Genomic DNA, 22,684 nt, shown 5'->3' on the forward strand with positions numbered 1-22,684 from the left:
TGGTCAATTTGAACATTTAGCTCAACGATTTTGCATTTCTTCATTGAGCTGTAGATGTAGATCCCTCTATGCAGCTCTTTGCCTAAGCTCCCCTTCAGGAGCTTGAATCTGTACTTTGGCGCCCAGACGATGTGATACTGACAACGATAGAATACGTGTGAAGCGGATTCATATCTGCTCATGTTAGTTGTTCTCCTACTTGCTGGTTACAAACAGGTTGAACCTTCTAACATGAGCGCTCTTCGGGCAAAGCCCACAAGAACGATCACCACCTCCATAGGAGGTGGTTTAATACTGATAACAAAAAAACCAGCTCGTTGGCTGGTTAATTTGTGATGGTACCAGTGGGCGGACTTGATGGGACCAACCGTTGGCCGCCACCCCGGGCGTGGCTGACACCGAGCTCACTTTAATACCGATACAAATTTTAGATACAAAAAAACCAGCTCTTAAAGGCTGGTTAATTTGTTGAATGGTACCAGTGGGCGGACTTGAACCGCCACGCCCGCAAAGGCAACGGATTTTGAATCCGTCGTGTCTACCAATTTCACCACACTGGCATCATATTGTGTTCTCGCGTTAGCGAGTGACTGGCATTATAAGGAGCGCGCTTAGATTGGCAAGTGCTTTTTTACCGCTTTATGACTGTTTGTTTAATCTTGCAGCAAGTTGCCATTCCGTTGTCTGACGCCTCTGTTAGAATGCCTCCATCCAGGATGATTATCAGTGTAACCAATGACTAGCCAAGCCCAGTATGCCGCGCTGCCCAATGCCGGTTTCTTTCGCCGCCTCGCTGCGTTTATCTACGACTTCTTTATGGCCTCGGCGATCGCCTTGGTGATGACCATGCTCAGCCTGGCGCTGACCGCTATCGCCAATGCGCTGGGAGTGATTAGCTTGCCGGAGGGGATGGAGCACTCCACCTATCTAACCCAACAGTGGTGGTCGCAGCTGCTAATTTGGGGCGGCGTGGTGGTGTTTTTTATCTGGTTTTGGACTCGCGCGGGGCAAACCATCGGCATGCGCGCATGGCGCTTACGGGTGCAAAACAAAGACGGCAGCAATATCTCCATCTCCCAAGCCTGCTTACGCCTGTTTACCGCCGCCTTTGGCCTTGGCAACCTGATGGTGCTGGTGACCCGCGAGAACCTCGCGTTTCAAGATTTATGGGCGCGCTGCGTTGTGGTCAGCCTGCCCAAACCCAACAAATAAGACCCAACGCGAAATACACAAAAAAGGCGTTGCGTATTGCACGCGGCGCCTTATCCATTTCGTCGCTAACTCTGTTAGGCCCGCCGGTTAATCAACACCAAGGCCAAGGCCAACACAAACACACTGGGCAGCGCCGCGCCAATATACGGCGGCACACCATACACCAGACTCACCGAGCCCAACACCTGATCGGCGATGTAGTAGCTAAAGCCTGCCACCACACCAAGGATGATCTTCACCCCCATGCTGGAGCTGCGTAGCGGACCAAATACAAATGAAAGTGACAGCAGCATCATAATCGCAGTAACGATGGGCATCATTATCTTACGCGCCAATGCCAGCTCATAGCGGGCCGGGTCTTGCTTGTTCATCTTGAGATAATCGATGTACGACACTAGGCCAGTAATCGACAGATCAAGCGGCTTAACCGCTACCACGCTCAGTTTCTCCGGGGTCAGGGTGCTGGCCCAAGGTAGATCGTTCACCTCTGCGCGTTTGATTTGCTCATCATCGAACTCGGTGATCCGAGCGGTTTCAATCCACCACTGTCCGTCTTTGAAGTAGGCGGCATCGCCTTCCACCAGCCGGTACAAGTCGTTGTCATCGTTCAGATGGTAGATGGTGATATTCAGCAGACGCTGGTTATCACGCACCTCGGAGATGTTCACGAAGCTATCGCCGTCTTTGGCCCATACCCCGCGCTGCACCGCCATCATCGAACCGCCAGAGATCTTGCTGGAGCGCAGCTCTTTGGCCATCACCTCGGTATCTGGGGCTACGTATTCGCCGAGCAGCATCATCAGGATCATCATCGGCACGGCGGTTTTCAGCACCGACACCGAGATGTTAAAGCGCGACAAGCCCGCCGCTTGCATTACCGTCAGCTCCGACGAGCTGGCAAGGGTGCCCAAGCCAATCAGAGAGCCGAGCAAGGCGGCTACCGGGAAGAACAGCTCCAGCTCTTTGGGCACACTGAGTACCACATACCACAGGGCATCAACAATCTGGTAGTCGCCACGACCGACCGCACCAAGTTGCTCTACAAACTTGATGATCATGCTTAGGCTCTGCAGGGTAAGCAGCACCATAAAGCTGGCAAATAGGATGGTACGACCCACGTACCAATCTAGAATTCGAAACACTTATTTACCCTTTAACCATTGGCGCCCGATCAAGAACCATTCGCTGCGCAGGAACAGGTAGACCGAACCAATTGTGAACATCAATCCATGCACCGCCCATAGGCCGATCTGCGGCGGCAACTTGCCATCTTCTAAGGCGCTACGCGCGGCACTCAGCAGCAGGTAGTAGCTAAGGTAGAGCAATATAGCTGGCAGCAGTTTGGCGTAACGCCCTTGGCGTGGGTTCACCGCCGCCAGCGGCACCACCAGCATCACCAGAATCGGTACTGACAAGGGCAGACCTATCCGCCACTGCAACTCGGCTTCGGTGCGCAGGTCTTCGCGATTAGCTAATAGCTGCTCGGTGGGCAACGCCCGCAGACGTCGCTGGGTTTGCACATCGCCGCGCTCGGAGATGTGCGCCTGATATTCTTCAAAGTGCAATACGCTGTGATCGAGATGCTCTGGCGCCTGCTCGAAGCGCTTGCCATCACGCAGTACCAGCCACAACGAGCCATCGTCGTGCTCTTCGATCTCGCCCTTGCTGGCCATCACGATGGATGCGCGGGCATCCTCATCGTCAGGGCTGTGCGCCACAAACACCTTCTCTAGTTGGCGGCCCTTGTTGGTGATCTGTTCAACAAAAGTAACCGCGCCGCCGCCCAGCGAGGTGAAGCGCCCGGGTACTAAGGTTGCCAAGCCGGCTTCAGCCTTTACCTGATCAAACAGGCGCTGCTCCAGCTCTTGGGTATAGGGACTTACATAGAGGGTATTGGCCGCAGAAAACGCCATCGAGATAAGCCCCAACACCATGGTATCGCGCAATAATTGGCTGGTGCTGTAGCCACAGGCTTGTAACACAACCATCTCACTTTCTGCGTATAAGCGCCCATGCGCCAGCAACACCCCAATAAACAAACTTATTGGTAAAATGAGCACTAAGAAGCTAGGCATGTTGAAAAGCATCAGCTGAGCAATAATGTTGCCGGGAATGCTGCCATCAGCAGCTTGGCCAAGGATGCGGACAAATTTTTGCGAGGAGAAGATCAGCAGTAGAATCGCCAGAACAGCTATCTGGGTTTTAAAGGTTTCTCTAAATAAGTATCGGAAAACAAGCACTCAGCGGCCCACTCAAAATATGTATCTATGCTGCCAATGGCAAAAAATTACGTTAAACTTTGTGTTTTTGATAGTTTTGTATAGCAAAACAGGGCCAGCTCGCCCATATTGAAGAATCAAATAGTCAGATGCCGCACCTATCAGTTAGCAGGCAAGCTATCTTAACCCAGATTTGGTGATTGTAGGAGTATTCATGGAGTTTAGCGTAAAAAGCGGTAGCCCAGAAAAACAACGAAGCGCTTGTATTGTCGTCGGCGTGTACGAACCCCGTCGACTGTCTCCAGTAGCCGAGCAGCTAGACAAAATCAGTGACGGTTACATCTCCGCACTACTACGCCGTGGCGATCTTGAAGGTAAAGCCGGACAAGTTTTGCTGCTGCATCATGTACCGAACGTGCTGAGTGAGCGCGTACTATTAGTGGGCTGTGGTAAAGAACGCGAACTGAATGAACGTCAGTACCGTCAGATCATCACCAAAACCATTAACACCCTAAACGAGACAGGTTCGATGGAAGCGGTATGCTTCCTGCCAGAACTGCACGTTAAGTCGCGCAACACCTATTGGAAAGTGCGCCAAGCGGTTGAGGCCACTCAAGAAAGCCTGTACAGCTTCACCAACTACAAGAGCAATTTTGAAGAAGCTCGCCGTCCGCTGCGCAAATTGGTCTTTAACGTACCGACTCGCCGCGAGCTGGCAGTGGGTGAAAAAGCCATTCAACACGGCCTGGCGGTAGCCAAGGGCGTGGAGCAAGCCAAAGACGTGGCCAACCAGCCACCGAACGTGTGCAACCCAGAGTACCTGGCCACTCAAGCCGCGCAGCTATGTAAAGATTTCGACAACCTAAGCTTTAGCCGTTTCGGCGAGAAAGAGCTGGAAGAGATCGGCATGCACTCTTATTTAGCGGTTGGCCGAGGCAGCGCCAACGAGTCGGTAATGAGCGTGATGGAGTACTGCGCGCCGGGCCATGAGAACGACAAACCGATTGTACTGATCGGCAAAGGCCTGACCTTCGACTCAGGCGGTATCTCGCTCAAGCCAGGCGCTGGCATGGATGAGATGAAATACGATATGGGCGGCGCCGCCGGTATCTTGGGCACCATGCGCTCACTGGCTGAGTTGCAGTTGCCCATTAAGGTTGTCGGTATTCTGGCTGGCTGTGAAAACATGCCTGCAGGCGATGCCTACCGCCCCGGCGACATCATCACCACCATGTCGGGCCAAACCGTTGAGGTGCTCAACACCGACGCCGAAGGCCGCATGGTACTGTGTGATGTGCTCACCTATGTGGAGCGCTACGAACCAGAATTGGTGATTGATACCGCAACCCTAACCGGTGCCTGTGTGATTGCCTTGGGCCATCATACCTCGGGCCTGCTAAGCCCACACAACCCGCTGGCCCATGAGCTTATCAACAGCTCTGATTTAAGTGGTGATAAAGCGTGGCGCCTGCCGCTGGGTGAAGAGTACCAAGAGCAGCTGCAGTCTAACTTTGCCGATATGGCCAATATTGGCGGCAAAGGCGCGGGCACCATTACTGCCGCGTGCTTCTTATCGCGCTTTGCCAAGAAGTACAACTGGGCCCACCTCGACATTGCCGGCACCGCCTGGAAGTCGGGTAAAGACAAAGGCGCCACCGGCCGTCCGGTTCCGATGCTGACCCAGTTCCTGCTGAGTCGCTCCGGCCAGGAAATTGACGAGTAACACGGGCTGGAACACAACAGGGAGCTTTTGCTCCCTGTTTTCGTTTTTATGCTTGCTAACTTACGCCCGTAAAGACGGGCAGAACCAGTGCTAGAAAAGTAGCCTATGAATGCGAAATTTTATATCATGCCCGATTCGGTGCATGCCGACAGCGAAGCCTTGTACCACCATGCCTGCGAGCTGATCGCCAGTCATTACCAACAAGGTGCACGCATCTATGTTCTCGCGCCCGATCAGGCCGCAGCAGAGCGTATCGACGAACAGCTCTGGCAGTTTGAAGCCAGCCAGTTCGTTCCCCACAACCTTAGCGGCGAAGGTCCGCGAGGCGGGGCGCCAGTCGAAATCGGCTGGCAGGCGCCGACACAACGGCGTCAAATCTTGGTAAACCTGTGCGAAAACGCACCCGAGTTTGCCAGACAGTACCAGTTAACCATTGATTTTGTGCCCGCCGACGATGACGGCAAAGCAGCGGCACGAGAGCGTTATCGAGTGTACCGCCAGCACGGTCTAAACTTGGAGACCGAGGCCTACACAAAGCATCAATCGAATTAGAGTCAACAGATCCGATGGAAAAGACTTACAACCCCAGTGCCATTGAGCAAGCTCTGTATCAAGAGTGGGAACAAAAAGGCTACTTCAAGCCTCACGGTGACACCAGCAAAGATGCCTACAGCATCATGATCCCACCGCCAAACGTCACCGGCAGCCTGCACATGGGCCACGCCTTCCAAGACACCATCATGGATACCCTGATCCGCTACCAGCGTATGCAGGGCAAGAACACCCTGTGGCAGGTTGGTACCGACCACGCCGGTATCGCCACCCAAATGGTGGTTGAGCGTAAGATCGCCGCCGAAGAAGGCAAGACCAAGCACGATTACGGCCGTGACGCCTTTATCGACAAGGTCTGGGATTGGAAGGCCGAATCTGGCGGCACCATCACCAAACAGCTACGTCGCCTCGGCGCATCGGTAGACTGGGATCGCGAACGTTTCACCATGGACCCGGGCCTGTCTAAAGCGGTAGAAGAAGTGTTTGTACGCCTGTATGAAGACGACCTGATCTACCGCGGTAAGCGTCTGGTGAACTGGGATCCAAAGCTGCACACCGCCATCTCGGATCTGGAAGTAGAGAACAAAGAGCAAAAGGGCCACATGTGGCACCTGCGCTACCCGCTGGCCGATGGCGAAACCACCGCCGAAGGCAAAGATTACTTGGTAGTAGCAACCACCCGTCCAGAAACCATGCTGGGCGATACCGGTGTTGCGGTTAACCCAGAAGATCCGCGTTACAACAACCTGATCGGCAAGTTTATCGAGTTGCCGCTGGTTGGCCGCCGCATTCCTATCGTGGGCGATGAGCACGCCGATATGGAAAAAGGCACCGGCTGTGTGAAGATCACCCCAGCCCACGACTTTAACGACTACGAAGTCGGTAAACGTCACAGCCTACCGATGATCAACATCCTGACCTTGGATGCGATGGTCCGCCAAGAGGCCGAAGTCTTCACCACCACCGGTGAACCTTCTGACGCTTACGACACCACCTTGCCTGAAGAATACCGTGGCCTTGAGCGCTTCGAAGCGCGTAAAGCCATTGTGGCCAAGTTCGACGAGCTAGGCCTGCTGCAAGAAATTGCCGATCACAACAACACCGTGCCTTACGGCGACCGTGGTGGCGTGGTGATTGAGCCGATGCTGACCGACCAATGGTATGTGCGCGCAGCACCGCTGGCTAAAACCGCCACCGAGGCCGTTGAAAACGGCGAGATCGAGTTTGTACCTAAACAGTACGAGAACATGTACTTCTCATGGATGCGTGACATCCAAGACTGGTGTATCTCACGTCAGCTGTGGTGGGGTCACCGCATTCCGGCATGGTACGACGAAAGCGGCAACGTCTACGTGGGCCGCGACGAAGACGAAGTGCGCAAGAAACACGGCCTGGGCAGCGTTACCGTGCTGCGCCGTGACGACGACGTACTGGATACCTGGTTCTCATCTGCGCTATGGACTTTTGCCACCCAAGGCTGGCCAGAACAAACTGACGACCTGAAAACCTTCCATCCATCGGATGTGCTGGTTACTGGCTTCGACATCATCTTCTTCTGGGTTGCCCGGATGATCATGATGACCATGTACTTCTGTAAAGATGACAATGGCAAGCCGCAGGTACCGTTCAAAACCGTGTATGTCACCGGCCTTATCCGCGATGAGAACGGCGACAAGATGTCTAAATCCAAGGGTAATGTTCTTGACCCACTGGATATGATCGACGGCATCGACTTGGAAAGCTTGGTCACCAAGCGTTGTGGCAACATGATGCAGCCGCAGCTGGCTAAGAAGATCGAGAAGAACACCCGCAAGACCTTCGAGAACGGCATCGAAGCCCACGGCACCGATGCGCTGCGTTTCACCTTGGCCGCGATGGCCACCACCGGTCGTGATATCAACTGGGACATGAACCGCCTGGAAGGTTACCGCAACTTCTGTAACAAGCTGTGGAATGCCAGCCGCTACGTAATGATGAGCTGCGAAGAGCACGACTGCAGCGCGTCAGACGACATGGAACTATCACTGGCCGACCGTTGGATTAAGGGCCAATTTCAGCAAACCGTGAAGGCCTACCGTGAAGCGCTAGACGGCTACCGCTTCGATATCGCTGCGCAAACCCTGTACGAGTTCACCTGGAACCAGTTCTGCGACTGGTACCTGGAGCTGACCAAGCCGGTACTGTTCAAAGGCAGTGAAGCCCAGCAACGCGGTACCCGTCACACCTTGATTAACATCTTGGAATCGCTGCTGCGCCTGATGCACCCGATCACCCCATACATCACCGAAACCATCTGGCAGCAAATCGCGCCACTGGCCGGCAAAGGCGGTGAAGAGCAAACCATCATGCTGCAAGCCATGCCTGAGTTCGACGCTGCGCAAGTGGACGAGCAAGCCATGAGCGATCTGGAGTGGCTGAAGCAGTTCATCGTTGCTATCCGTAACATCCGCGGTGAGATGGACATCAGCCCGAACAAGCCGCTGAACGTATTGCTGAAGAACGCTTCAAGTGAAGACCAGCGTCGCCTGTCTGAGAACCAAGCCTTCCTGGCCTCACTGGCCAAGCTGGAAAGCAGCACCATTCTGGCCGACGGCGACGAAGCCCCCGCTTCTGCCACAGCCTTGCTGGGCGAGATGGAACTGCTAATCCCAATGGCAGGTCTTATCGACAAAGATGCAGAGCTGGCGAGGATCAACAAACAGCTGGAGAAGCTGGAAAAAGATCTGGCTCGCGTGGTAGGCAAACTGGCCAACGAGAAGTTTGTTTCGAAGGCGCCAGAAGCGGTTATCGCCAAAGAGCGCGCCAAGCAAGAAGAGATGGAAGTGGCTAAAGCCAAGCTGCTTGAGCAGCAAGCCACCATCGCTGCGCTGTAACGCCAAACAGCGCAAGCAAGTACTTACCAAGCCACGGCAATCGCCGTGGCTTTTTTATGCCCTCAATGCCTCTCACTGACACAAAAGCTTAAGCAGATGTTTTCCAGCGCTTTTTGTGATCGTTGCTATACTTTTTCGGAAAGTACAAAAAACATTTCGATCTTAATCAATCTACAAAAGGACTTGTTATGAAAGCCTTATTCCAAACGGCAATTCCTGTTGCGTTTGCCGGTCTGCTTTTGAGCGCCCCCTCTTTCGCCAGCGACACCAGCTACCCCTACCTCGGCGGCAAGCTCGGTTACAGCAAATTCAATGACCCTTGTGGCGACATGTATGACAGCTGTGATGACGATGACCTCGGTATGGGTGTCTACGGCGGCTATCGCTTCAACGACTGGTTTGGTCTGGAAGGCTCTTACCTGTACAGCGGCGAAGCCACCACTAATGGCTCAATCGACACCGACTACAACCTGTTTGAGATAAGCCCGATGCTCTACGCTCAGTTTGCCGAGCGCTGGCAGGGCTTTGCCAAAGTTGGCCCAGCCTACTGGGATGGCGAAACCTCAGGCGCTGGCAGCAAGGTCAGCGACGATGGCTGGACCTGGACCGCTGGCTTGGGTGTTATCTACTCGCTGGCCCGTAACTGGGACTTACGCCTTGAGTATCAGTACTATGACGATCTCGGCGATGGCGACAAGCTGATCGATACCGACCTGCACTTCACCAGCCTTGGTCTTAACTACAAGTTTGGTGTAGCCGCCGCTCCGGTGCCAACCCCAGCTCCAGAGCCGGAGCAGATGCCAGAGCCTGCGCCAGAACCAGAGCAAATGCCAGAACCAGAACCAGTTATGATCGAAAGTGTTCGCGCCCGTGTGGAGTTTGCCTTCGACAGCAGCGAGCTAACCCAAGCCGATAAGCTAGACGCCATTATTGCCCATATGAAGCAATACCCAGATACCAGCGTGCTGATTTCTGGCTTTACCGACAGCGTGGGTAGCGATGAGTACAACCAAGCGCTATCAGAGCGTCGTTCCGAGTCGGTTGCCAGCTACCTGGAAACTCAAGATATCGCCCGTGAGCGGATGATCATCGAAGAGTTTGGTGAGGATCACCCAGAGTTTTCCAATGAGACTGCGGAAGGCCGTGCTCATAACCGTCGAGTGCTGCTGTATATCCAAGCCTTCGAGCAATAAGCCTTAAACCGCCATAGCAAAACAAGCGCCTGCGTGGCGCTTGTTTCGTTTCAGTTGAACGGTAGCCCTGCCAAAGCTAACAGGCTGATCTTAAGCCATATTTTCCTCCACGATCACACCTAATCCGCCGCCTCTCTGCTAACTTCTAGAATACGGTCGAGCTTTGCTCACCAAAGCGCGAGCCGTCGCAATCAAGGAACAGGTTATGAGAAAACGGATAGACGCCGCCCAGCTTCGCCAGCTGCTAAGCGACAACATGCGCATCATGATCGGCGGTTTTATGGCCAATGGCGCGCCTGAAGGATTAATCGATCAGATCATTGCGGCAGGCACTAAAAACATCACCCTTATATCCACCGACACGGGGACACCGGAAAAAGGCTCGGGTCGATTGATCCATGCCAAACGGATTGCCAAGTTATACGCCTCACACATCGGCACTAACCCGGAAACCGGCGCGCAGATGAACAGCGGCGAGCTCGAGGTAGAGCTGGTTCCCCAAGGCACCTTGGCGGAGCGCATCCGCAGTGCTGGCGCCGGCTTAGGCGGAGTACTCAGCCCGACTGGTTTGGGCACACCCATCGCTGAAGGCAAGCGCATCATTCAAGTCGAGGGCCAGGATTACATCTTAGAGCCACCCCTGCGCGCTGACTTAGCCCTGATCCGCGGCTCGGTGGTCGATACTAAGGGCAATGTGCTCTACAAAGGCACCACCCAAAACTTCAATCCTTTGATGGCGACAGCGGCTAAAACTGTGGTGGTAGAGGCTGAGCAGATCGTCGAAGCAGGCGAGCTACTGCCGGAGCATATCCACACCCCCGGCATCTACGTTGATTACATCTACCAAAGAGAGCAAACCGATGCGTGAGCTAAGCAAACAACAAGTCCGTCGGATGATTGCCTGGCGGGTGGCACAAGAGCTTCACGATGGCGATGTGGTCAACCTTGGGATTGGCCTACCCTCGTTGGTGGCCAATGAAACCGCTAAAGACATGGAGATCCTACTGCAGTCGGAGAACGGCCTGTTGGGGATGGATGGCTTGGCCGATAGCGAACATCACGACCCCAACCTGGTTAACGCCGGCGGCCAACCGATCACCGCGGCCATCGGTGCCTGTAGCTTCAACAGCGCCGACTCCTTTGCCATCATCCGTGGCGGCCATGTTGACGTCAGCGTGCTCGGCGCCCTGCAAGTCGACGAACTGGGCAATCTGGCCAACTGGATCATTCCCGGAAAAATGGTTCCCGGCATGGGCGGAGCGATGGACCTGGTGGTGGGCGCCCAGCGGGTGATCGTCGCCATGGAGCACACCAACAAAGGTCGCCCCAAGCTACTAACTCGCTGCGATCTGCCGCTCACCGCCGCCAAGCAGGTCAATCTAGTGGTTACCGAGCTAGGGGTGATTGAGATATCTGGCCAAGGCATGTTGCTGCGTGAGCTCGCCCCAGGCATCGACCTGGAAACGATTCAAGCGCACACCGAGGCCAAGCTGCATCTGGCTGACACGCTCAAAACCATGCCAATACCCAATGACCTCTAGGACCTATTGCGCTAACAGGGCTTGAAAAGCGCGATAAATTACGGACAATTCTCGCTAATTTCATCATTGGGAATCGTCAAATCGTGAACAAAAGCCTTGTTACCAATCTGCTTGCAGCCTTGCTCGTGCTTGCAGGCCACTTTGCCCACGCCCCACTCGTTATGACCATGGGGGTGTTTGCCCTGTCCGGCGCAATGACCAACTGGCTAGCGGTACATATGTTGTTTGAAAAGGTCCCCGGCCTATACGGCTCTGGCGTTATCCCGGCCCGTTTCCAAGAGTTTAAGGCAGGTATCAAGCAGCTGATGATGGAACAGTTCTTTACCCCGGAGAATATCGACCGCTTCCTTAGCGATGCCAGCGGACAGGCTGCCCATATCGATGTTCGCCCAGTCATTGAGCAGACCGACTTTAGCCCAGCCTTCGGCGCACTGACCGCTGCCGTGGAGCAATCCTCATTTGGCGGCATGCTCGCCATGGTGGGCGGCAGCCAAGCACTGGCACCACTCGAGCAGCCATTTACCGAAAAGCTTAAGTTGGCAATCATCGAGATTGGCGAGGGCGAGCAGTTCAATGAGTTGCTGCGCGAGCAGCTGGAAAGCCCGGATATGCTAAACGATATGCAGCACAAGGTGGCGCAAATCATCGACCAACGCTTGGCCGAGCTAAGCCCGCAGCTGGTGAAAGAGATCATCCAGACCATGATCCGCCGTCATCTGGGATGGCTGGTGGTATGGGGCGGCGTATTTGGCGCACTGTTTGGCGTGCTCTACAGCCTCATCTAAACTTAACTTACCCGCGGTTCAGGGACGAGCTGTTGTAACAAAAGGAAGTGAGGATAGATGTGCGGTCGCTTAAACGTTGTCGATGATAGTGCAGTAAAGGATTTATGTGAGTTTCTCCAGATCCCCTTGTTTCCTCCGCTCCCCAAGGTGTCCGTTAACCCCCTCCCCTGCGACCCCTTATTGATCTTACGCCAAGACGCGCAGATGGAGTGTCTGTCTGCGCAGTGGTGGCTGCTGCAGGAGCCCGACCTATTCGGCTTTCGACCTAGCAAGTTCACCAGCTTTAATAGCCGTTATGACAAACTATTGCAGCTAGGCAGCGCCAGCTATCAGGCCTTTCGCACCAACCGCTGCATCATTCCCGTCCATGGCTTTGGAGAGAGCAACGCCAGCGAGCAGGGCAAACGTTTCTTTAATCTGTACCCGAGTGATGGTCGGCCGCTGTTGTTAGGTGGGCTATACCGCCGCTGGCAGCACCCGCAAACGCGCGAGCGAGTCTACTCATGTTCGGTGATTACCCTGCCCCCTCATCCCGAGTTGGCAAGCTGTCATGAGAAATCGATGCCGCTATTGCTGGAGTGGAATAAACAGCAACTCGAGCATTGGCTCAAACCGGAGCCACTAAGCCAGCAGCTCACCGAGTTATTCCTGCGGCCGCGTATTCCTCAAGGCTTGCGGGTGGAAGAAGTCAGTCAGGCAAATTTTTCTCAGCAAGAGATGCTGACAGAGCGTTTAATTAGCGCGAGCGCCATTGAAGGGAGTGGGAGTTAAGCGACGGGCGATTTAAGCGGGAGCCAGAAAGCAAAAAGGCCGCGATCGCGGCCTTTCTCATATTCAGCTGGTACTTACAGTACTTCGATATCGCTGGCTTGAGGGCCTTTGGCGCCTTGGCTAACGGTGAACTGTACTTTTTGGCCTTCTACCAAGGTTTTGAAGCCGTTGCCTTTGATTGCACTGAAGTGAGCGAATACATCGCTACCGCCGTCTTGTGCAATGAATCCAAAGCCCTTGCTTTCGTTAAACCATTTAACGGTACCAGTCTTAATATCAGACATAACTGTTTCCAAATATATAGTGTTAATGTTGGCCCTAAAGGCCGTGTATCTCGAATTCGGTGAGTAACTTATAGGGCAGGACGAAGACTACGTAGCATCGTTTGTAACTAAAAGAGATACTCATGTATCAAGAAATCAAATTATATAGCTGAGCAAATTAAAGGCAATCAGATTGTGCACAAAATACAAAAAAGGGGGCTTGCGCCCCCTTCGAATTACGAGTGTTAAGGATTCTTAGCGGCGAGTACGACGCTGGATAGCTTTCTCAGCTTTAGCCAGTTCTTCGTCGATGTCGGCGTCACGCTCCAGTACCGCTTCTAGCGCATCGTTAATGATTTGCTCAGCGATTGGGTCGTTGCGGTGTACAGCCAGACCTGCGATGTTGTCAGCAGACTCTTTGTAGATTTGACGAGCTTTCTGACCGCCCAGGTAAGCAACAGGCTGGTTCACGAAATCATCTTCTTGAGCTTCAACCAGTGCAGGGAAGGCATCCAGGTCGCGGAACGCAGCGATCTGCATCTCTTCGTTCAGAGCCATGAACTTGATGAATTCCCAAGCTTCTGCTTTCTTGGCAGAGTCAGATGGGATTGCGTAGAACGAACCACCCCAGCTAGCGAAAGAACCGCCAGGTAGTTGTGATGCACGCCATGCGCCGTCAGACTCAGGAGCAATCCAGGTTGCCAAGTGGCCACCCAACCAGCCGCCCATCATTTCAGTAGCGATGGTGCCGCGACGCAGACCTTCAGTCCACTCAGAGCTCCATGCACCTACTTGCGCATCGATACCCAGTTCACGAGTTTTCTTCGCTAGGCGGAAGGCTTCTTTGAAGCGGTCGTTGTTAACGGTTACGTTGCCGTCTTTGTCGAAGTAGATACCTTCACCGTCTTTTAGACCAGTACGGATTAGAATACCAGCAACCGCAGTCGCGTTGGTCACCATGTAGTTACCAGTCGCTTCTTTTACTTTCGCACCAGCTTCCAGGAACGAATCCCAAGAACGGGTCAGGTCGTCAGCAGATACGCCAGCTGAGTCCATGATGTCCTTACGGTAGAACATTGAACCTGGGCCGATATCTGCAGGGAATGCCATCAGGCCGCCGTCTGGGCTTTGACCCAAAGCAACTGAGAAGCCAATCATCTTGTCTTCGAACTCACCTGAGTTGTAAGGTGCCTTACGCAGATCTTCCAGACCACCAGACTGAGCAAAACGACCTACGAAGCCTACTTCGATAGCCATAACGTCAGGCAGGTTAGCGCCGGTAGATAGTGCGGTGGTCATTGCGTTGTGGTGATCCATAAACGCCAGTGAAACCAGCTCGATCTCTACATTCGGGTTAATTTCCTTATATAGAGGAATCGCTGATTGAACAGCCAAGTCAAAGCTTGGGAAAGAAGCAACTTTTAGGGTTACTGTTTCCGCGGCAGCGCTTCCTGCGCCTAGCGCAAGGCTTGCTGCAACAGCAATTGAACCGAGCTTAGTTTTAATAGTCATCCTAGTCTCCTTAGTGCTTGAGTTTTTTATCTCAATTTCGCGTTTGAATACGCTTTCATTTTTTAGAGCGTCGTTCCTTGCGTGGGTTGCCCCATCCCTGTTAATCGCGAGTCGTTTATGCTTTATCAGCCATCAAGGACGCATCGAGTCCAGAGAGCGGTAAATGAGTCATGTCCTTTCCAAACTTGCCCTTGGAGAAGAAACAACAGGATTTTCCCTGCCGACCCACTTGCTGCCGCGAGGCCACATTGCGTTGTTTTTATGTGGCCCAATTCGATTAGCGTGTAAGCGCTTTCGTGTAGTCAATGTAGCCAAGTGCCATGAGCGGTTCAAACACCTATGGTTTAAGATTTGAAGGCTGTCATAAAAAAAATATCGACGAAGTGTTTTATCAAATCGCGAACTAAATAACGTAACAAAGGCCTGCCCTATTTGATAAAAGCGGCTTGCTCAAGATCGCAAATAACCAAGCTGATGCCTTATATATCAAGCTTTTAGAGGGTAGTGACCAGTCACGCGCTGAGCCGGCGCATTGCCCAGCAGCCCGCCACAATATGAGAAAACTCTCATTAGTCAGGAAAGCGAATCAGGCTGGATTTCAGGAATTGATGCCACTGCGTTTTCATCCGGTTGCATGGAAAATGTGCGAGTTAACCATTTCCCCCTTGCAGGGCCCTCTCCTAGTGCAATCATGCAATTAGCCCAAAGCCACTAACTGCTTGCGCTAAGGACAAAAAAAGCCAGCTGAAACAGCTGGCTTAAAGTTACAAAGGAGTAGGACAAAAGGTGTGATTAACCTTTCACAGCCCCCGCAGTCAGGCCGTCGATCAGGCGGCGTGAGCTTAGGGTGAACATAATCAGTAGTGGGATAACCGCAATGGCAGCACCCGCACAGATCGCACCCCATGGAGTCATACCGGTACCCTGCAGCGAGCGCAGAGCCAGTGGAATGGTGAACATCTTCATGTCGTTCATTACCACCAGTGGGCCCATGAAGTTGTTCCATTGGCCGATGAACACGATAAGACCCAAGGTACCGAACGCTGGCTTAATCAGCGGTACAACCACACGCCAGTAGATGGAGAACTCATTACAACCATCCATACGTGCCGCTTCAATCAGCTCTTTTGGAATCGCGCTGGTGATGAACTGCTTCATCATAAAGATACCCATCGCGCCACAGGCCATTGGAATGTACAGCGCTTTAGGCGTGTTCAACCAACCCAGATACTTCATTACCAGAGCAGTAGGAATCATGCCCAGGAACGGTGGAATCAACATGGTACCCATAATGAATGCGAAGATAACATTACGGTATTTAAAGTCGTACATCGCCAGTGCGTAGCCCGCCATTGAACAGAACAACAAGTTCAGTGCAGTGGTGATAATCGCAATGTAGAAGCTCATACCCACGTTGTGCCAGAAGTAAGGCAGCGCGTTCAGTAGGTAATCGATGTTGTTCATCAGCTCGCTACCAAACCATAGTGGCGGTGGCACCGAGAGAATGTCACCGTTGCTGTGGGTAGCAAAGATAAACATAAAGTAGAACGGGGCCAACATGATCATGGCACCAAGGCCAACCACGATATAAGCGAAAATAGTCGATTTTTTAAGTTTATTCATGAGAAACCTCTTAGTCCTTCTCGCCCAGAATCTTGTTGTTCAGCCACGTCAGGATGGCAATGATGAAGAACAGTAACCAAGATACGGCCGACGCAGTTCCGAAATCACCTTCAGTAAATGCGGTCAGGTATAGGTGCATTGCTGCTGTTTTACCTGCTTGCTCAATACCACCGGTACCACCTGTGATGATGAACGGTTCTTCGAACATCTGCAGGTTACCGATAATGGTCAGCGTTACCGCAAAGAACATCATTGGCTTAAGCTGTGGCAAGGTAATGTAGAAGAACTGCTGCCAAGGTTTCGCACCATCAACGGTAGCCGCCTCATACAGATCTTTTGGAATGGTCTGCATCGCAGAGAGGTACAGAACGGTGTTCCAGCCCACAAAGCGCCAGAATACAACAAAGGCAATCATCGGCTTGATGTACTGCGGTCTCGCCCAATCGACATTCTCGGTGGGGAACAGCCAGCCTAAAGGTTGGAAGCCAAAGATTTCAACGTTACCAATCTGCGTCAAAATCATGTTGATCACACCAAAGTCGCGTGAGAACAGCGAGGTAAATACCAGCGAGATTGCCACCGACGAGGTAATGAACGGCACAAAGTAGGCACCGATTACCGTGTTACGGGTCTTCTTAAAGCTAGTGTGCAGGAAGAACGCTAGCGGGATAGCAATAACGTGCTGTGGAATACCCGAGGCCAGAGCCAACCAACCGGTATTGATCAGAGACTGATGGAACCACGCATCATCTCGGAACAGGTAGATGTAGTTTGCCAGCCCCACGAATTCCATGCGGTCGATACCACCGGTCGCATCTCCGTAGTGCAGTGACAAGTAAATAGAAAACAGTAATGGAAACAATCCAAATACAGCAAATAGAACAAAGAACGGACTAACAAACAGGTAAGGTGCCCATTTGTAACCTTTCGCGTTTAAGCGCTGCTTCAGGCTCCGCTTTTTGCTTACTGCTGGAATTTTTTCCGCAGACTCGACAGCAGACATGTTGTACTCCTAGTTGTTATATCGGGCTCGAGGCCCTTTAATTTCAATCCTGATTTTCACCGACCAAGCACAGCCCTTAATTCAGGTTTGGGCGAATTGCATTACCTTCTTGATTGTCAAAGAGGTGGACACGGTGTAAATCAAAGAACAGCTCAACCTCACCCGTTTCTTGGGTCACATCGGTCTCATCAGAGGTCGCAATATCTGCCACGAAGCGAGAACCGTTTAGCGTTCCTTGAATGTGGTAGGTGGCGCCCAGTAGTTCGATGCCGTCGATGTTGACGGTCAGTTTGCCAATCGCATCTGACTCGATGGCTCGCGGGTTAAGGTAGAGATCACTAGGACGAACGCCCAGTGCGCAATCGGCTTGATCTTGGTAAGTGGTTGGCAGGGCCAGGGTTTGCTCACCAATAATCACTTGATTGTCTTCAAGCTTGGCGTTTACCAAGTTCATTTCTGGCGCACCAATAAAGGTAGCCACAAACTTGTTGGCGGGCTGCTCAAAGATATCTTTTGGAGTACCTACCTGAGCAATGAAACCGTCTTTGAGGATAACCACGCGGTCAGCCAAGGTCATCGCTTCAACCTGATCGTGGGTTACATACAGGGTGGTGGTGCCCAGCTTCTCATGCAAGGATTTGATCTCTGCACGCATCGAGCCACGCAGTTTGGCATCAAGGTTAGACAGAGGCTCATCGAACAGGAACACTTCCGGGGTACGTACCATTGCGCGGCCCATGGCTACACGCTGACGCTGACCGCCCGAAAGCGCTTTCGGGAAACGGTCAAGTAAAGGGGTTAGTTCTAACATATCGGCCGCCAATTTCACTCGACGTTCGATCTCGTCCTTGTCCACCTTGGTCATTTTCAGACCGAAAGCGATGTTTTCCTTAACCGTCATATGGGGATAAAGCGCATAGCTCTGGAATACCATCGCGATGTTGCGTTCCATTGGGTGAAGCTCGTTTACCAGCTCCTCACCAATGAAAATCTCACCATCCGAGATCTCTTCCAGGCCTGCAAGCATACGCAATGTAGTTGACTTGCCACAGCCCGATGGGCCAAGTAGAACAACGAATTCGCCGTCTTCAATGTGCAAGTCGAAACTCTTTACAACTTCAGTTTCGCCAAAGCGTTTTTTTAAGTTACTGAACGTGACTGCCGCCATAGTTTCTGCTTCCGTAAATTTAACAATTGAGCGCCATGTAAGCGCTTTCCAGCATGTCGGTCACTGTAGCTGAGGGGTTGGGGGGGTTCAATTGCGGGAGTGGTAAGATTTGAATCAGGTCATAAAATTCATTTTCATCAAGAAATATGAAAAACAACAAACAACAAAACATAAATATCGGGGAAAATCGCGGAAAGTTGTGCGCAAGATCTCGTAATATTGTAGGTAAATTACATAAGCAACACATAAGACACTGATAGAGATGAAATAATTTTGGCGTTGTTTCATGGGAGTTACCTAATTAGAAGGAAAAATCGCCGCCGCCAATTTTTCTGCCAGTTTCTCTGTTGAAACATGATTTCATAATTTTTGTGAGCTTGCGCATATCCACACCTGCTTTCACCCACAAAAAACCCCCGAGATCACATCGATTCCGGGGGTTGGATCACACATTCACCCTGCATGTTGCGAAGTTGTTGCGTTTGTTACCTCTCCTGCATCCACAGGATGTTGGTGACACAGCGCGGGTAATACTTGCTGCCAATCGGCTTACCGGAGCTGAATTGGTCACAGCAGGCATCGGCATGGGCGCCGTGGGTCTGCCAGCGCAAGTGGGCTGCATCGCTCTCAGCGTCCACAGGGAGCGCCATACCTAGCACTTCGCGGGCGACGTACTGGTTCAAGAAAATCTTACTGGCCCAGGAGTTATCCGCGGTCGAGGAGAGCTTCCAAGCGTTGTCAGGGTACAAGCAGTAATCGCTATTTAGCACAAACAGCAGGTGGCGCTTAAGGGTCTTGATGTAATCGCCAAACGGGCCGTCTTCAGCCACTGCGTCAAGCAAGCCTAACTCATAGGGGTACACCAACGCCTCGATAGCCGGGATAATCGCACTCTTCGACTCACCGTCGAGCACAGCCGGGATAAAGCCCAACTCCTCATCAAAGCTGGCAGCCAGTTTATTAGCACACATCGTAGCCGCTTGGCGCGCTTCATCAGCTTGCGCCTGCAGCCCTTCTTCCGACAGTAGCTTCTCTAGCACCAGATACGAGGCCCACGCCTTACCAGCCAGATAGATGTTGCCGCGTGCCTGACCCAAGCTGTGGTCCAGCGAGTCATAGGTGGTGATCTCACCGCCGCCATGGGTGCGTGACGACTCCATGCTCATAATGCCATCGCGCTTGGCTGCATCAGGATGGTCACGGTTGAGCAGCGATTGCAGGCAGTCTAGCAAGATGCCTTTGTAGCGGGTGCGGAACTCGTTGTCGCCGCTCTTGGTAACATACACACCAGCGCACAGTACCCAGTTGGTAAGCTGCTCGTAGGTCATATAGCTGAAACAGGCGCGGTCCAGCCCACCAATCTCATAGGAGCTATGGCCTTTCGGGCTCCAGTTGTTCGCCACGCCCATATCGTGCACAAAGCTTAGTCCACCGGGCAGCATCTGCTCTGGGTTAGCCGGGTCAAAGGTCTCATCGTAGTAGCTGTAGTAAGACACCAACTGCTCGAGCACGTTGCGCACGGTCCACGGGTTCATCTTCATTTCGAAGAACAGCATGTCCACGGTTAAGTCGAGGGTGTTCATCATCAGATACTCCCCTTCGTTCACCACCCATACCGATTGAGTGCCGTCATACAGCCACTGGGTCGAACCATAGTAAGAGCGCGTGGCGTGAGCAATCAGGAACTGCTGATCGTCACTGAGGCCTGATTCTGCCAGCTCTCGGTCGTTGTCTTGCGCCAGCTGTGCGTAGCTATCGAAGTTCTCCAAGCCATAGCGCAGCACATCATTAAGGTGGTTAAAGTGCTGGGTGTAGTAATAGCGCATCTGGCGGTTGTAGGTAGCGTTGCCTTCAATGTAGACACCCAGAGCAATACGCAGGGTGTAGCGCTCACCAGGCTGCACCTTCACCTTCAGACCGCCGGTGGGGCCAAGCATAAAGCAGTCGCGATCGCCCATCTCACCCATCGAGCTTCTCACCGAAAAGTGAGAGAAGGCTTCGGCGCGCGCATCCAAAGTGGCAATCCCCATACGGTCTTGGTTGCTTACCCCTTTAAGCGGCAAGGCCTGTTGGTCGACAATGCGGTTCCAACGCAGCTCTTCACCTTGTAGCGCAAAGAAGCCAGTCCACTCTTGCTCACTTTGGTTATCAAAGCTCAGTTCCAGGTATACCGCTGGGCACGAGGCCTGCTTAAGACGGTCCAACTGGGCCAACTCAGGGTCAGCAATCGAGAAGAACGGCGTGAGGATCTTCATCTCAATACCCGGTGCACTAAAGCAGTCGCTAGACCAGCCATAGTCACGCTCTACGCCGTCGAAGCAGCGCTCTTGTAGCTGTGATACGTCATCTTTTTGCACGTAGCGTTCGCTTTGATCGTTCGCTCCCTGGAAGAAGGGGAAGGTTTGCACCACCTGTTGGTCGTCGACATAGCCAACGAACACATTTCCACCGTACGCCTCGCCCAACTCCAGGCCCAGGCCGCCAACGCCACCCTGATCACCCACAGTAAAGCTTGAAAGCGCTCCCATGGGAGAGTGATGTGCGTGGAAATAGGTATCTTTTAGTTTCATAACAGCTCCTGAAGAAGGTTGGACGGGATCGCAAGCGGTGAAATTATCACCAAAATGTAAGCGCTTTCCCTTTATGCTGCACACTGTATGCGAATTGCTTTACTGACAGCAAAGTGGGAACTGCCAGTCTATGAAGTTCTTCAATAGAAAGCATCGTCTTATGAAACATATGAAACTAAAGCTGTGATCAAGCCGACAAAGTCAGCCTTGCTCACGAAATGCGAGTCAGAGCTAAGATTAGCGAACAGGCCTTAGGCAGTGCGGCTCGGCGATATTAAGCCTGTTAGCAGAGAGCAGCGGCAGGCTAACACCTTGAGTTGCAAAGCCACCTGCTCGCAAATGATAAGCTGAGGGCAAAAAAAAAAGAGCCCGTAGGCTCTTGTTGTTGTCATAGAGAACGTCGATTACTCGTCGTCTTCCTCGCCATCTAGCGGGATAAAATAGGTGCCCCAGCCATCGTAGATCACTCGATGTTTATCGGCGATGGTTGCTAGCTTTTCGATATCGATCTTGATGGCATCCGCGTTCAGTGGCGCATCCACCACCACATCAAAACACCATACTGCAGAGCCATCGTCCAACTCGGCTTCTTCTGCATCGGTCACCTCAAAGCCGGCTTTGAACACATCTACCGCGGCTTTTTCCAGGATCTTAAAATCTTTGCTGGCAAGGTGGTGCTCAATGGCATACTCCGCATCGGGATCGCTGCCATCGTTGATTAGCTCCTGAATAATCAGGTCGGTTTCTTGTTGCCAGTCAGCAATCACATTCTTCAGGCTCATGCCTCTTGCTCCTTTGCCATGGATGCGGGTTGTGGTTTCTCTGCCAGCTTAGCATAGTCGGCCGCTTCGCCACGTGCTTCCATGGTCAGTTGGTAAATTCGTTGCTCTAACTCATCGTGCACCCGCACGATCTGCTCGCGCATTTCTGCCTTCGCCCAGGTGCTGACGTCCATCGGCTCGCCAACTTCAACGATTACCTTGCCATTGTTCCAGCGGTTAAGCTTGATTTGCCCATGGGTAGACGAGCAAGCGATCGGCAAGATCGGCACCTTGGCCTGCATGGCCAGATGGAAAGCGCCAGTTTTAAACGGCAGCAAGCCACGACCATAGCTACGAGTACCTTCGGGGAACATCCACACCGAGATATTGCGCTTCTCGATGGCTTCTGCCGCTTGATTAAGCGTGCCGACCGCCTTAGCACGGCGCTGACGATCAATCAGGATATTGCCGGTTAGCCAATAGACCTGGCCAAATAGCGGGATCCATTTAAGGCTTTTCTTACCAATCGATACCACACCTGATTTCAATGCGAACGGTAAGGTCAACATGTCGTAGGTGTTCTGATGGTTAGCGATCCACACGCCTTTGTCTGGTAGGTTCTTGGTCTTGTAGCGCACCTCAACCTTGATACCGACAAATTTGCCCAGCTTAGCGATCAGTACGCCAATCTGATGCACCAGATCGGGGTGACGAGGCCGGGTCAGGCAATACAGCATCACCAGCGGGAAGCCCAACAAAATCAGGCTCACAATAATAATAATTCGAACTACGGCTAACATGTTACCCCCTAAAAATCGCAGGCAGTATACAAGCTGGTTTTTTAGTGAACAAGCGTAAGCTGAACACTATGCCCTGTTCCGACCAGCCAGTAAAAAGGGCAGCAATGCTGCCCTT

General features: G+C 52.6%; 20 protein-coding genes and 1 tRNA gene. 9 read left to right on the top strand and 12 right to left on the bottom strand.

What is annotated here, in order from left to right; genetic code table 11:
- The coding region (locus tag G461_RS0112420; RefSeq protein ID WP_026972084.1) for a transposase at positions 1 to 182 on the bottom strand (182 nt) is incomplete at its 3' end.
- A gap of 291 nt (positions 183 to 473) precedes the next feature.
- A tRNA-Leu gene (locus G461_RS0112425) sits at positions 474 to 560 on the bottom strand.
- A 175-nt stretch (positions 561 to 735) separates the two neighbouring features.
- On the opposite strand from G461_RS0112425, the gene G461_RS0112430 reads away from it, so the two are divergent.
- Positions 736 to 1,212 (top strand): RDD family protein, encoded by a 477-nt coding sequence (locus tag G461_RS0112430; RefSeq protein ID WP_026972085.1) that lies wholly within the window; start codon positions 736 to 738, stop codon positions 1,210 to 1,212.
- A gap of 74 nt (positions 1,213 to 1,286) precedes the next feature.
- Here G461_RS0112430 and lptG read toward each other — a convergent pair whose 3' ends face one another.
- The gene (gene lptG, locus G461_RS0112435; protein WP_026972086.1) at positions 1,287 to 2,354 is read right to left on the bottom strand and encodes an LPS export ABC transporter permease LptG; all 1,068 of its coding nucleotides are present in this window, start codon (positions 2,352 to 2,354) and stop codon (positions 1,287 to 1,289) included.
- On the bottom strand, positions 2,355 to 3,452 hold the full coding sequence (gene lptF / locus G461_RS24180; protein WP_051326518.1) for an LPS export ABC transporter permease LptF: 1,098 nt from the start codon (positions 3,450 to 3,452) through the stop codon (positions 2,355 to 2,357).
- 193 nt (positions 3,453 to 3,645) lie between these two features.
- Here lptF and pepA point away from each other — a divergent pair, with 193 nt between their 5' ends.
- From pepA to G461_RS0112480, 8 genes are all read left to right on the top strand, one after another.
- Positions 3,646 to 5,154 (top strand): leucyl aminopeptidase, encoded by a 1,509-nt coding sequence (gene pepA / locus G461_RS0112445; protein ID WP_026972087.1) that lies wholly within the window; start codon positions 3,646 to 3,648, stop codon positions 5,152 to 5,154.
- Positions 5,155 to 5,259: 105 nt separating this feature from the next.
- A complete protein-coding gene (locus G461_RS0112450) occupies positions 5,260 to 5,706 on the top strand; it encodes a DNA polymerase III subunit chi (RefSeq protein WP_026972088.1) in 447 nt (148 codons plus the stop codon).
- Positions 5,707 to 5,720: 14 nt separating this feature from the next.
- Entirely contained in the window at positions 5,721 to 8,579 is a 2,859-nt protein-coding gene (locus G461_RS0112455) for a valine--tRNA ligase (RefSeq protein ID WP_026972089.1), read from the top strand.
- Between the two features lie 188 nt (positions 8,580 to 8,767).
- Positions 8,768 to 9,772: an OmpA family protein gene (locus G461_RS24185; protein WP_051333549.1), complete on the top strand. Its 1,005-nt coding sequence runs from the start codon at positions 8,768 to 8,770 to the stop codon at positions 9,770 to 9,772.
- Positions 9,773 to 9,977: 205 nt separating this feature from the next.
- Entirely contained in the window at positions 9,978 to 10,640 is a 663-nt protein-coding gene (locus G461_RS0112465) for a CoA transferase subunit A (protein WP_026972090.1), read from the top strand.
- A complete protein-coding gene (locus G461_RS0112470) occupies positions 10,633 to 11,313 on the top strand; it encodes a 3-oxoacid CoA-transferase subunit B (protein WP_026972091.1) in 681 nt (226 codons plus the stop codon). The genes G461_RS0112465 and G461_RS0112470 overlap by 8 nt, the downstream gene beginning before the upstream one ends.
- Positions 11,314 to 11,396: 83 nt before the next feature.
- Positions 11,397 to 12,098, top strand: a complete 702-nt coding sequence (locus G461_RS0112475) for a DUF445 domain-containing protein (RefSeq protein WP_026972092.1) — start codon at positions 11,397 to 11,399, stop codon at positions 12,096 to 12,098.
- Positions 12,099 to 12,155: 57 nt separating this feature from the next.
- Complete coding sequence (locus tag G461_RS0112480) at positions 12,156 to 12,869, top strand: SOS response-associated peptidase family protein (RefSeq protein ID WP_026972093.1); 714 nt, start codon at positions 12,156 to 12,158, stop codon at positions 12,867 to 12,869.
- 74 nt (positions 12,870 to 12,943) lie between these two features.
- Here G461_RS0112480 and G461_RS0112485 read toward each other — a convergent pair whose 3' ends face one another.
- The 8 genes from G461_RS0112485 to G461_RS24190 form a co-directional block, all read right to left on the bottom strand.
- The gene (locus G461_RS0112485; protein ID WP_026957864.1) at positions 12,944 to 13,153 is read right to left on the bottom strand and encodes a cold-shock protein; all 210 of its coding nucleotides are present in this window, start codon (positions 13,151 to 13,153) and stop codon (positions 12,944 to 12,946) included.
- Positions 13,154 to 13,387: 234 nt separating this feature from the next.
- Positions 13,388 to 14,644 (bottom strand): extracellular solute-binding protein, encoded by a 1,257-nt coding sequence (locus G461_RS0112490; RefSeq protein WP_026972094.1) that lies wholly within the window; start codon positions 14,642 to 14,644, stop codon positions 13,388 to 13,390.
- Positions 14,645 to 15,436: 792 nt separating this feature from the next.
- Positions 15,437 to 16,267, bottom strand: coding sequence for a carbohydrate ABC transporter permease (locus G461_RS0112495; RefSeq protein WP_026972095.1), 831 nt, complete (start codon positions 16,265 to 16,267; stop codon positions 15,437 to 15,439).
- Between the two features lie 10 nt (positions 16,268 to 16,277).
- Positions 16,278 to 17,270 (bottom strand): carbohydrate ABC transporter permease, encoded by a 993-nt coding sequence (locus G461_RS0112500; RefSeq protein WP_026972096.1) that lies wholly within the window; start codon positions 17,268 to 17,270, stop codon positions 16,278 to 16,280.
- 76 nt (positions 17,271 to 17,346) lie between these two features.
- Complete coding sequence (locus G461_RS0112505; protein ID WP_026972097.1) at positions 17,347 to 18,438, bottom strand: ABC transporter ATP-binding protein; 1,092 nt, start codon at positions 18,436 to 18,438, stop codon at positions 17,347 to 17,349.
- 485 nt (positions 18,439 to 18,923) lie between these two features.
- Entirely contained in the window at positions 18,924 to 21,008 is a 2,085-nt protein-coding gene (locus tag G461_RS0112510; protein ID WP_026972098.1) for a glycoside hydrolase family 52 protein, read from the bottom strand.
- Positions 21,009 to 21,412: 404 nt separating this feature from the next.
- Positions 21,413 to 21,790: a ribonuclease E inhibitor RraB gene (gene rraB, locus G461_RS0112515; RefSeq protein WP_026972099.1), complete on the bottom strand. Its 378-nt coding sequence runs from the start codon at positions 21,788 to 21,790 to the stop codon at positions 21,413 to 21,415.
- A complete protein-coding gene (locus tag G461_RS24190) occupies positions 21,787 to 22,569 on the bottom strand; it encodes a 1-acylglycerol-3-phosphate O-acyltransferase (RefSeq protein WP_051333550.1) in 783 nt (260 codons plus the stop codon). The genes rraB and G461_RS24190 overlap by 4 nt, the downstream gene beginning before the upstream one ends.
- Positions 22,570 to 22,684: the final 115 nt, after the last annotated feature.

Origin of the sequence: Aliagarivorans marinus DSM 23064 (assembly GCF_000429485.1) — a bacterium.
GTDB lineage: Bacteria > Pseudomonadota > Gammaproteobacteria > Enterobacterales > Celerinatantimonadaceae > Aliagarivorans > Aliagarivorans marinus.

Excerpts from the sequence above, each read along its gene's own strand:
- G461_RS0112450 (WP_026972088.1), top strand. The coding sequence starts at position 5,260 with ATGAATGCGAAATTTTATATCATGCCCGATTCGGTGCATGCCGACAGC.
- G461_RS0112500 (WP_026972096.1), bottom strand. The coding sequence starts at position 17,270 with ATGTCTGCTGTCGAGTCTGCGGAAAAAATTCCAGCAGTAAGCAAAAAG.
- G461_RS0112465 (WP_026972090.1), top strand. The coding sequence starts at position 9,978 with ATGAGAAAACGGATAGACGCCGCCCAGCTTCGCCAGCTGCTAAGCGAC.
- G461_RS0112470 (WP_026972091.1), top strand. The coding sequence starts at position 10,633 with ATGCGTGAGCTAAGCAAACAACAAGTCCGTCGGATGATTGCCTGGCGG.
- G461_RS0112455 (WP_026972089.1), top strand. The coding sequence starts at position 5,721 with ATGGAAAAGACTTACAACCCCAGTGCCATTGAGCAAGCTCTGTATCAA.
- G461_RS24185 (WP_051333549.1), top strand. The coding sequence starts at position 8,768 with ATGAAAGCCTTATTCCAAACGGCAATTCCTGTTGCGTTTGCCGGTCTG.
- rraB (WP_026972099.1), bottom strand. The coding sequence starts at position 21,790 with ATGAGCCTGAAGAATGTGATTGCTGACTGGCAACAAGAAACCGACCTG.
- G461_RS24190 (WP_051333550.1), bottom strand. The coding sequence starts at position 22,569 with ATGTTAGCCGTAGTTCGAATTATTATTATTGTGAGCCTGATTTTGTTG.
- G461_RS0112490 (WP_026972094.1), bottom strand. The coding sequence starts at position 14,644 with ATGACTATTAAAACTAAGCTCGGTTCAATTGCTGTTGCAGCAAGCCTT.
- G461_RS0112485 (WP_026957864.1), bottom strand. The coding sequence starts at position 13,153 with ATGTCTGATATTAAGACTGGTACCGTTAAATGGTTTAACGAAAGCAAG.
- G461_RS0112495 (WP_026972095.1), bottom strand. The coding sequence starts at position 16,267 with ATGAATAAACTTAAAAAATCGACTATTTTCGCTTATATCGTGGTTGGC.
- G461_RS0112480 (WP_026972093.1), top strand. The coding sequence starts at position 12,156 with ATGTGCGGTCGCTTAAACGTTGTCGATGATAGTGCAGTAAAGGATTTA.
- G461_RS0112510 (WP_026972098.1), bottom strand. The coding sequence starts at position 21,008 with ATGAAACTAAAAGATACCTATTTCCACGCACATCACTCTCCCATGGGA.
- G461_RS0112430 (WP_026972085.1), top strand. The coding sequence starts at position 736 with ATGACTAGCCAAGCCCAGTATGCCGCGCTGCCCAATGCCGGTTTCTTT.
- G461_RS0112505 (WP_026972097.1), bottom strand. The coding sequence starts at position 18,438 with ATGGCGGCAGTCACGTTCAGTAACTTAAAAAAACGCTTTGGCGAAACT.
- pepA (WP_026972087.1), top strand. The coding sequence starts at position 3,646 with ATGGAGTTTAGCGTAAAAAGCGGTAGCCCAGAAAAACAACGAAGCGCT.